This is a genomic window from Streptosporangiales bacterium (assembly GCA_009379955.1).
GTDB lineage: Bacteria > Actinomycetota > Actinomycetes > Streptosporangiales > WHST01 > WHST01.
Genome location: WHST01000182.1, coordinates 1 through 9,515 on the forward strand (window position 1 = coordinate 1; position 9,515 = coordinate 9,515).

General features: G+C 72.6%; 9 protein-coding genes. 4 read left to right on the plus strand and 5 right to left on the minus strand.

The window, feature by feature from the left end:
• Positions 1 to 135 precede the first annotated feature (135 nt).
• Positions 136 to 570, minus strand: coding sequence for a VOC family protein (locus tag GEV10_30795; protein ID MQA82793.1), 435 nt, complete (start codon positions 568 to 570; stop codon positions 136 to 138).
• 53 nt (positions 571 to 623) lie between these two features.
• Here GEV10_30795 and GEV10_30800 point away from each other — a divergent pair, with 53 nt between their 5' ends.
• The 3 genes from GEV10_30800 (at position 624) to GEV10_30810 (ending at position 3,364) form a co-directional block, all read left to right on the plus strand.
• The gene (locus GEV10_30800; protein ID MQA82794.1) at positions 624 to 872 is read left to right on the plus strand and encodes a hypothetical protein; all 249 of its coding nucleotides are present in this window, start codon (positions 624 to 626) and stop codon (positions 870 to 872) included.
• 98 nt (positions 873 to 970) lie between these two features.
• Positions 971 to 2,365, plus strand: coding sequence for an MFS transporter (locus tag GEV10_30805; protein ID MQA82795.1), 1,395 nt, complete (start codon positions 971 to 973; stop codon positions 2,363 to 2,365).
• 99 nt (positions 2,366 to 2,464) lie between these two features.
• Complete coding sequence (locus GEV10_30810) at positions 2,465 to 3,364, plus strand: SDR family NAD(P)-dependent oxidoreductase (protein MQA82796.1); 900 nt, start codon at positions 2,465 to 2,467, stop codon at positions 3,362 to 3,364.
• 4 nt (positions 3,365 to 3,368) lie between these two features.
• On the opposite strand, the gene GEV10_30815 is transcribed toward GEV10_30810, so the two are convergent.
• From GEV10_30815 to GEV10_30830, 4 genes are all read right to left on the minus strand, one after another.
• On the minus strand, positions 3,369 to 4,826 hold the full coding sequence (locus tag GEV10_30815) for a pyridine nucleotide-disulfide oxidoreductase (GenBank protein MQA82797.1): 1,458 nt from the start codon (positions 4,824 to 4,826) through the stop codon (positions 3,369 to 3,371).
• Positions 4,827 to 4,898: 72 nt separating this feature from the next.
• Positions 4,899 to 5,651, minus strand: coding sequence for a DUF2236 domain-containing protein (locus tag GEV10_30820; protein MQA82798.1), 753 nt, complete (start codon positions 5,649 to 5,651; stop codon positions 4,899 to 4,901).
• Positions 5,652 to 5,746: 95 nt separating this feature from the next.
• On the minus strand, positions 5,747 to 6,667 hold the full coding sequence (locus GEV10_30825; protein ID MQA82799.1) for an alpha/beta fold hydrolase: 921 nt from the start codon (positions 6,665 to 6,667) through the stop codon (positions 5,747 to 5,749).
• A 46-nt stretch (positions 6,668 to 6,713) separates the two neighbouring features.
• Complete coding sequence (locus GEV10_30830; GenBank protein ID MQA82800.1) at positions 6,714 to 8,294, minus strand: DEAD/DEAH box helicase; 1,581 nt, start codon at positions 8,292 to 8,294, stop codon at positions 6,714 to 6,716.
• Between the two features lie 335 nt (positions 8,295 to 8,629).
• Between GEV10_30830 and GEV10_30835 the strand changes: the two genes are divergently transcribed.
• On the plus strand, positions 8,630 to 9,310 hold the full coding sequence (locus GEV10_30835) for a hydroxylase (GenBank protein ID MQA82801.1): 681 nt from the start codon (positions 8,630 to 8,632) through the stop codon (positions 9,308 to 9,310).
• The last annotated feature ends 205 nt before the right edge of the window (positions 9,311 to 9,515 follow it).

Sequence of the window (9,515 nt, forward strand, 5' to 3'; positions counted from 1 at the left end):
CGGGCGCGAGGCACCGCCCGCAGCGACGCACCACCATCCACCCACGACCAAGCTCAGCGGCATCCAGCCGGTGAGCCAGCCCACCATGCCCAAGCTCACCTCAAGCCCGGACTTGACTTCGACCTCATAGGTTGGTCAGTCGACGCAGAACTCGTTGCCGTCGGGGTCCTGCATGACGACGCAGTACTCGCCGAGCTCCTCGACCGGGTGCAGGCGGGTGGCGCCCAGGGCGACGAGGCGCTCGACCTCGGTGTCGATGAGGCGCTTGGTCTCGTCGAGGGGGACCTGCCCGCCGCGGCCGATCTTGAGGTCGAGGTGCATGCGGTTCTTCGCCGTCTTCGGCTCGGGCACGCGCTGGATGAAGATGCGTGGTCCGGTGCCGTCGGGGTCGATGCACGCGGAGGCGCGATTCCACTCCGACTGCGGGATGCCCATGCTCGTGAGCCACGACTCCCAGGAGTCGTGACCCGGCGGTGGTGGCTGGACGATGTAGCCGAGCGCCGCCGCCCAGAACTCGGCGGTGCGGCTCGGGTCGGGACTGTCGAGGGTGATCTGCACTCCGGTCGCCATGCCCACGGACACTACCCACGCCCACCGACACCGCCGGATGAGAGGCTGCCGTCATGAGGATCGGTCGCAAGCTTGCCGGGTTCCTGGTCGCCGTCGCGCTGTGGAACCTCGTCACGTACTCCGTGTTCGTCAACAACCTGATCGGGACGGACGGACGGCCGACGGGGTACTACGTCGCGCACGCCGTCCTCATCGTCGTCAACCTGGGGATCGCGGCCGTCCTCGCCGTGGTGGCCTGGCGCGCGTGGCGTGCGCTCCCGGCGGCGTCCGAGCGCAACGAAGACGCGTCAACCAGAGGTTGACGTAGCGCCGCGGACCGGCGGGCCTAGGTCCAAGGGCGTAGCCGGCGCGAGACCATGTCCGTTGGCGCCCTCACCCGCCGGCACGCAGGCTGGACGCCATGACCACCATGCTCCAGACCTCCACGGAACGGGCCGACGAGAACCGGATGCCGCCAGCCACAGCGTCCCTGCGCGTCGTCACCGTCGGCATGCTCACCCTCGTCACGCTCGTGGCGTTCGAGGCGATGGCCGTCGCGACGGCGATGCCGGCGGCTGCCAGGGCGCTTTCCGCCGTGGGCTCGTACGGGCTCGCGATCTCGGCGTTCCTCGCGATGAGCCTCTTCGGCACCGTCGTCAGCGGCTACTGGGGCGACCGGTCCGGGCCGCGCGCGCCGCTGCTCACCGGCCTCGCCGGGTTCACCGGGGGGCTCGTCGTGAGCGGTCTGGCGCCGAGCTTCGTGCCGTTCGTCGTCGGCCGTGCCATCGGCGGCTTCGGTGCCGGGCTGGTGGCCGTCTCGATCTACGTGCTCATCGGCAAGGCGTACCCCGCCGACCGGCGGCCGAAGATCTTCGCCTGGTTCTCCGCCGCGTGGGTGCTCCCCGCGGTGCTCGGTCCCGCCCTCGCCGGCTGGCTCACCGAGGCCGTCAGCTGGCGGGTCATCTTCCTCGGTGTGCCGCCCATCGCGATCCCCGCCGCGCTCGCCCTGCTGCCGGCGCTGAACAGCGTCTCCGGCGGTACCGGCCAGACGTGGATGTCGATGCGGCCGTGGCGGCGCATCGGCGCAGGCGCGGGCGTCGCTGTCGCGGTGACCGTCATGCTCTGGGGGGCGGAGAACCTCGGTACGCCCACCGGCATCGCCGCCACCGTTGCCGGCGGTCTCGCGCTGATCGGCACGCTGGCGATCCTGCTGCCGTCCGGCACGGTCGCGCTGCGCCGCGGGCTGCCCTCGCTCGTCGCCTCGCGGGGCATGCTGACGATGAGCTTCTTCGGCGCCGACACGTTCATCCCGCTCATGCTCGTCACGCACCGCGGGCTCTCGCCGGTGTACGCGGGTGTCGCGCTAACGAGCGGCGCGCTCGGCTGGAGCGCGGGCGCGTGGCTGCAGGCGCGGGTGCGGACGGACGCCGCGCACGCCAGGCTCCTCGGTGCCGGCGCGGGAGTCGTCGGGCTCGGGTCGGTCCTGCTGGCGGTCATCGTGCTCGGCCTGCCCACCTGGGCGGTCGCGGTCGCGTGGGTGCTGGCGGGTCTCGGCATGGGAGCCGCGATGTCGAGCGGCTCGGTGCTGCTGCTGAACCTGTCGAACCCCAGCGAGCAGGGCAAGAACTCGTCGTACCTCCAGCTCGCCGACTCGTTCGGGGGCGTGCTGGGAGTCGGACTCGCCGGCGCGATCTTCGCCGCCGCGCACGCGCAGGGTCCGGTCGGTTCCGGCGTCTACGCCGTGATCTGGCTGGCCCTCGCGGTCGCAGGCATCGGCGCGGGGCTCGCGGGTCGGCGCACCGCGCGTCGAGGCTGAAGGGGCAACCGCCTCGACGTCCGAGGGGGTCTCCCGCGGGAATGGAGCACCTGCGGGAGACCCCGCCGTCTCACACCCGCCGTCCCTAGACTGGCGGCGATGGACGACTGGACGCCCGCTCGGATCCCCGACCTCACCGGCCGCGTGGCCGTCGTGACGGGCGCCAACAGCGGCATCGGGTTCGTCACCGCGCTGGAGCTCGCCAGGCACAGTGCCCGGGTCGTCGCCGCCGGACGCAACGACGAGCGCGGACAGGCCGCCGTCGCCGAGATGCGTGCCCAGGTCCCCGGTGCCCGGGTCGACTGGGCGACGCTCGACCTCGGCGACCTCGCGTCGGTACGCGCCTTCGCCGCCGCGTTCACCGGCGACCACCGGCACCTCGACCTGCTGGTGAACAACGCGGGCATCGCGCTCGCCGGTCACGGACGTCTGGCGAACGGCTTCGAGCGGCAGTTCGGCGTCAACCACCTCGGCCACTTCGCCCTGACCGGGCTGCTCCTGCCGTCGCTGCTGACCCGTCCCGGCGCTCGCGTCGTGACGGTGTCGAGCGACGCGCACGAGCGTGCGCACCTCGACATCGACGACCTGCAGAGCGAGCGGAACTACGGCAGGGCACGGGCGTACGGGCGGTCGAAGCTCGCCAACCTGCTCTTCGCGTTCGAGCTGCATCGCCGCGCCGTCGCGACCGGTGCCGACCTGCGCAGCGTCGCCGTGCATCCCGGCGCGACCGCGACCAACATCGCGAACGGGAACTCACCGTTGCTCACGGCGGTCACCTGGGTGATGGCGCGGTTCATGCGTCCGGCGACCGCCGGTGCGGTCCCGTCGCTGTACGCCGCGGCGGCGGACGACGTGGCGGGCGGCGACTACCTCGTGCCGGGACCGAAGGACTCGACACCGGTGCAGCGCCGTGCCGCCCCGCAGGCGTACGACCAGGCCGACGCCGTGCGCCTGTGGGACGTGTCCGAGCGGCTCACCGGCGTCGCGGTCGCGATCTGACCGGTCAGCTGGCGGAGTACTTCTCCAGGAGGCGGAGCCACACCTCGCTGACGGTGGGGAAGGCCGGCACGGCATGCCAGAGGCGCTCCATCGGCACCTCGCCGACGACGGCGATCGTCGCCGCGTGCAGCATCTCCGAGACGTCGGGGCCGGCGAACGTCGCGCCGACGATGACGTGGCGCTGCTCGTCGACCACGATGCGGGCGTTGCCCTGGTAGTCGTCGGAGTGCAGGGCCGCGCCCGCGACGTCGCCGATGCGGAAGTCGATCGCACGTGCCTTGAGGCCGGCCTCCCTGGCCTGGCGTTGGCTGAGGCCCACCGCGCCGACCTCGGGGTGGGTGAACACGACCTGCGGCACGGCATTGTGGTCGGCCGTCGCGACGTACCTGGTCCACGGGATCGTGCCGACCTTGCGGCCGTCCGCGCGGGCCGCGATGGCCACGCCGCACGCGCGGGCCTGGTACTTGCCCATGTGCGTGAGGAGCGCGCGCTTGTTGACGTCGCCGACCGCGTAGAGCCAGTTACCGGTGCCGCGGACGAGGCAGGTGTCGTCGACGTCGAGCCAGGAGCCGTCTTCGAGCCCGACCGTGTCGAGCCCGATGTCGCCGGTGCGGGGCGTACGTCCGGTCGCGACGAGCAGCTCGTCGGACTCCAGGACCGAGCCGGTGTCGAGGGTGAGTCGGACGGTGCCGTCGGTGAGTCGCTTGACCTCGGTGGCGGTCGCGCCGAACCGCAGGTCGGACCCGCGCTGCCGGAACGCACCGGCGACGAGGTCACCGGCGAAGCCGTCGACGCTCGGCAGCAGCTGGTCGCCGCGCACGATCATGGTGACGTGGGAGCCCAGTGCGGTGAACGCGTCGGTCATCTCGCAGGCGACGACGCCGCCGCCGATGACCGCGAGGCGGCCGGGCACGGTCTGCGCGGTGGTCGCCTCGCGGCTCGTCCACGGCTTGGCGTCCTTCAGGCCGGGCACGTCGGGGACCGCGGCGTCGCTGCCGGTCGCGATGACGACGGCGTGGTTCGCGCGCAGGGAGATCTCGGCGCCGTCGGACGGCGTGACGACGACCGTGCGCTCACCGGTGAGGCGTGCGTGCCCGCGGACGAGGGTGATGCCGGCGCCCGTCAGCCAGTCGACCTGCCCATCGTCCTTCCAGTGCGAGGCGAACGAGTCGCGGCGGCTCAGTACCGCCGAGACGTCGAGGTCGCCCGTCACCGCCTGCCGCGAGCCGTCGACCGACTGCGCGCCGACCAAGGCGGCCTCCGGGCGCAGCAGCGCCTTGCTCGGCATGCAGGCGTAGTACGAGCATTCGCCGCCGACCAGCTCGCGCTCGACGACGACCGCCGACAGCCCGTTGTCGACGACGGTCTGCGCGATGTTCTCACCGGGCGGGCCGGCACCGATCACCACGACGTCGTAGACGCGCTCCTCCGGCTGCGCGGCCTGCCCCTGCTGTGCGTTCACGTGGTCTCCCGTCGACCCCCGTCACCTCGAAACGTTAGGGCGTTGATCATGGGATCGCCAGCCGGGGTGCGCTCAGGCGCCCGCCGCCTCGATCCGGCGGCGCGCGTCGCGGATGTGCGGGCCCTCGCGCAGCGGCCGCGGCACCGTCAACGCCGCCACGCGCAGCGCGCGCAGGGCCGCGGTGGTGGCGAGCCGTGACACCGGGGGCGCGATGCCGAACAGGTCACGTGCCCACCCCGGCAGGAGTGCGTACGCCAACGCGCCGATGCCGGCCCAGCCGGGCCGCGCGACGGTGAGCTGCAGCGCCCAGTTCATCGGCGGGAACATGATGAACCGTGCCACGTTCCTGGCCTCCGGCGTGCCGGCGAGGGACGGGCGTACCGCGGTGAAGTACGTCTCGAGCGCGGCGGTGTCGGCCGGTGCGTCCCTGGGGTCGATGCCGACCAGCCACGCGCGCCAGCGCTGCTCCCTGACGTAGGTGTCGGCCTCCGCGTGGCTCAGCCGCATGCCCGCTCTCCGGACGACCTGCAGGTAGGAGTCGATCTCGCAGCAGTGCACCCACAGCAGGAGGTCGGGATCGCCGATGCCGTAGCGCTCGCCGGTGGCGGGGTCGACCGCGGTGAGCCGGTCGTGGATGCGACGGACCCGCGCCGCCGCTCGGTGCGCCTGCTCCACGGTTCCGTACGTCGTGTTGCCCACGTAGCCGGTCGTGCGGGCCAGCCGGCTCCACGTGCCCTCGCGGTAGTCGGAGTTCTGCGTGAACCCGCGGATCACCCGCGGGTGGAGCGCCTGGAAGTACAGGGCGCGCAGGCCGGCGACCCACATGATCGGGTCGGCGTGCACCCGCCAGGTCACGCTGCCCGGCCCGGGTGGGCGTACGTCGGAGTCGGGCGGCAGGGTGAGCGTTCCGACGTCGATGGTCACCCGACCTCCTGTGCCTGCTCGAACACCTCGGCCGTACCGGCGTCACGGCCCCGCGCTTCTGCCCTGTGCCAGAAGTCGACCAGCACTTCTGCCAGCTCGGTCGGGACGTCGGCGTTGGGAGAGTGGCCGGCGTCGGCGAGCACGGCGCACGCCGCGCCGAGCCGGCTCGCCATCTCGGCCTGCAGCGCCGGCGGCCAGGTGTCGTCGTTCTCGCCGAACGCGACCAGCGTCGGGATCGGCACCCGGGCGAGCTCGTCGACCCGGTCGGGCTCGGTCAGCACCGATCTGGCCATCGCCACCAGCGCGTGCGGCGACGACACCTCGTAGCGCCGGCGGACGAACTCGAGGACCTCGGCCGGCCGCTTGGGACCCGGCCGGAACGACTCGAAGCGCTGCATCGTCGGCGCCACCACGGCGGGCCCGAAGCGCGAGACCACGTCGACGAGCAGCCGCGCGTGGCGCTGCCGGAGGCCGACGACCTTGCTAGGCCCCGAGCCGAGCAGGGTGTACGAGGCCACGCCCGCGGAGTCGATGAGCAGCGCGGCGCGCGTGACCAGACCGCCGAACGAGTGGCCGAGCAGGTGGACGGGTGCGGTGGCGCCGAGCACGTCGATCATCGCGCGAACGTCGGCGCCGAGCGCCTCGGTCGTGTACGCCTGCGGCGTCGCCGGACCCGGCGTGTCGTACTGGCCGCGCTGGTCGACGGCGAGGACTGACCGGCCGGCCCGCGCGATCGGCTCGAGCAGGGCGATGAAGTCCTCCTTGCTCCCCGAGTAGCCGGGCACGAGCAGGGCGGGGGAGACCGGGGACGATCCGTCCGGTGGATCGGCACGCAGCGCAGCGAACTCGCCACGCTTGGTGAGGATCGAGGTGCGGTGCACCCCAGCGGGCAGGTCGACGAACGGCGGTGTGCTCATCTCGGCGGCGACCGTTTCCTCGAGACGACTTCGGGAGGGCGTGCTGCTACCCCTCGACGTTACCCGAGGTGTCCTGCCCGTTGGAGCGTCGCGACGGCCGGCGGCGTCGCCGCGGTGCGTCGCCGTCGGTCGGCTGCTGCTCGCCGCCGGAGCGGTCGCCGTCACGGCCCGCGGACGCCTCGGTCGGCGCCGGCGCCGGCGCGTTCGCGTCGGTCGGCTTACCGCTGCGGGTGCGCGTCCGCTCCCGGGAGCGCCGCGGCTTGCGCTCCTCGCGGTCGACGTCGCCGTCGCGCGGACGCGGGCGTCCGCGCGCGCCGTCGCGGCGTCCTGGCCGCCCGGAGCGTCCGCTGGCGTCGCGCTCCGCGCGCCTGGCCGCCCTCGCCGCCTCGGGGCCCGGGTTGCCGGGGAACACGCTGACCGCGTCGTCGGGGATGTCGAGGTCGCTGTAGAGGTGCGGCGACGTCGAGTAGGTCTCCGGCGGCTCGCCGAGCTCGAGGCCGAGCAGCGTGTCGATCGACTTCCACCGGGGGAGGTCGGCCCAGTCGAGGAACGTGATCGCCGTGCCGGTCGCGCCGGCGCGGGCGCTGCGCCCGACCCGGTGCAGGTACGCCTTCTCGTCCTCGGGGCAGTCGTAGTTGACGATGTGCGTGACGCTGTCGACGTCGAGCCCACGGGCGGCGACGTCGGTGGCCACGAGCACCTCGATCGTGTTGGACCTGAAGTCGCGCATCGCGCGCTCGCGGTCGCCCTGTCCGAGGTCGCCGTGGACGGCGGCCGCCTTGAAACCGCGCGCCACGAGGTCGCCGCCCACCATGTCGGCGGCGACCCTGGTGCGGCAGAACACCATCGTGCGGCCGCGGTCCTTCGACTGCAGGATGCGCGCGAGCACCTCGCCCTTGTCGAGCTGGTGGGTGCGGTAGACGAGCTGGCGGATCTCCGGTACCTGGGCCTCTTCGAGGCCGGTGGCGCCCTGCTGGTGCTCGACATGCACCTGCGTGGCCTGCCGCAGGTAGCGGCGGGACAGGCCGACGACCTCGCCGGGCATCGTCGCGGAGAAGAGCAGGGTCTGCCGGCTCTCCGGGGTGAGCGAGATGATCCGCTCCACGTCGGGGAGGAACCCGAGGTCGAGCATCCGGTCGGCCTCGTCGAGGACGAGGGCGCGGACCGCGGAGAGGTCGAGGACGCGTCGGTTGGCGAGGTCGAGCAGCCGGCCGGGCGTGCCGACGACGATCTCGACGCCGGCCTTGAGCCCCTCGATCTGCGGGTCGTACGAGCGCCCGCCGTAGACCATGAGGATGCGGACCCCGCGGTCGCCGGACGCCGTCTCGAGGTCGCCCGCGACCTGCAGGGCGAGCTCGCGGGTCGGGACCACGACGAGGGCCTCGGGGAGGCCGGGGCCGGGGACGGTGATGCGCTGGAGAACGGGCACGGCGTACGCGAGCGTCTTGCCCGTGCCCGTCGGTGCCTGGGCGATGACGTCGTTGCCCGCGAGCGCGAGGGGGATCGTCATCTCCTGGACCGGGAAGGGCGCGACGATGCCGACGGCGGCAAGCGCGTCGGCCGTGTCGGCCTCGGTCCCGAGATCGCGGAAGGTCTTGATGGTTGTCACCTTTCTTCGGCGTGACATGCGTGGTCGCGGCGTCGGGGCCGGCGTGCGCTCACGTGTCGCGTGGTCTCGCGTGTCGTCGCCGCCGGTGAGTACGTGGGTGGTGACGCCCGCGGGGACCGCACTCACCGCAGAGATGCCCCACCGACCGTCACGCGCCGTACCCGAACGATCCGCCGGTCGCGCGAAACCGCATGCAGTCTAGTCGCCTCCCCGCGTCGACCGCGATCGGGCACGCTCGCGGAGGCAGACTGTGCTGCTGGTACCCCACCCCGACTCGACAGTAGCGGGTCCCCGGCAGGCCGTGGGAGTCGCGGCTGGCCGGCTTCTGTCGAGTCGATTGGTAACGTTCGCGGATGGAGATAACGCCCTCGGGCGACGACCGGGTCGCGGTCGCCGTCGCCGACCTCCTCGGCGTGCTCGCGTACGCCGAGCTCGTGGCGTTCGAACGGCTCGCCTCCTACTCCGGGCTCGCGCCGTCGCTCGTCGACAAGGCGACGCTCGCCGAGCTCGCGGTGGTGGAGTTCCGGCACTGCGAACGCCTCGTCAACGCCCTGGCCGAGCGCGGTGTCGACCCCGAGCAGGCCATGCAGCCGTTCGTCCGGCCGCTCGACGACTTCCATGCGCAGACCACCCCGAGCGACTGGCTCGAGGGCCTGGTCAAAGCGTACGTCGGGGACGGCCTCGCCAACGACTTCTACCGTGAGCTCGCCGGCGTGCTCGACCCGGAGACGCGCAAGCTGGTCACCGACGTCGTCGGCGACACCGGCCACGTCGAGTTCGTGGTCGACCGGGTGCGCGCCGCGATCGAGAACGATCCGAGGGTGAGTGGACGGCTCGCCCTGTGGGCGCGCCGCATCGTCGGCGAGGCCCTCGTCCAGGCCCAGCGCGTCGCGGCCGACCGCGACGCGCTCGCCATGCTCCTCGTCGGCGGAGTCGAGGGAGTCGGCGCCGATCTACGCGAGCTGAGCAAGGCGTTCAATCGGCTGCTCGAGAACCACAGCCGGCGCATGACCGCTCTGGGTCTTACGGCCTGACGGGTCCGGGTGCTGTGGGCCGCTGTGGGTCCGCTGTTGTGGGGCCGCTGCCTCACCCCTTTCTTGATTGTGGGGGTCGGGTGCCGGGTGTCAAGAAACCGCACAACGACTTTTGTGGGATTTGTTCGTCGGCGGTTTCTTGACACCCGGCACCCGACCCCGAAAGCGCGCATCTACGAGGTGAGGCAGCTCCCTGGGCGCCGCA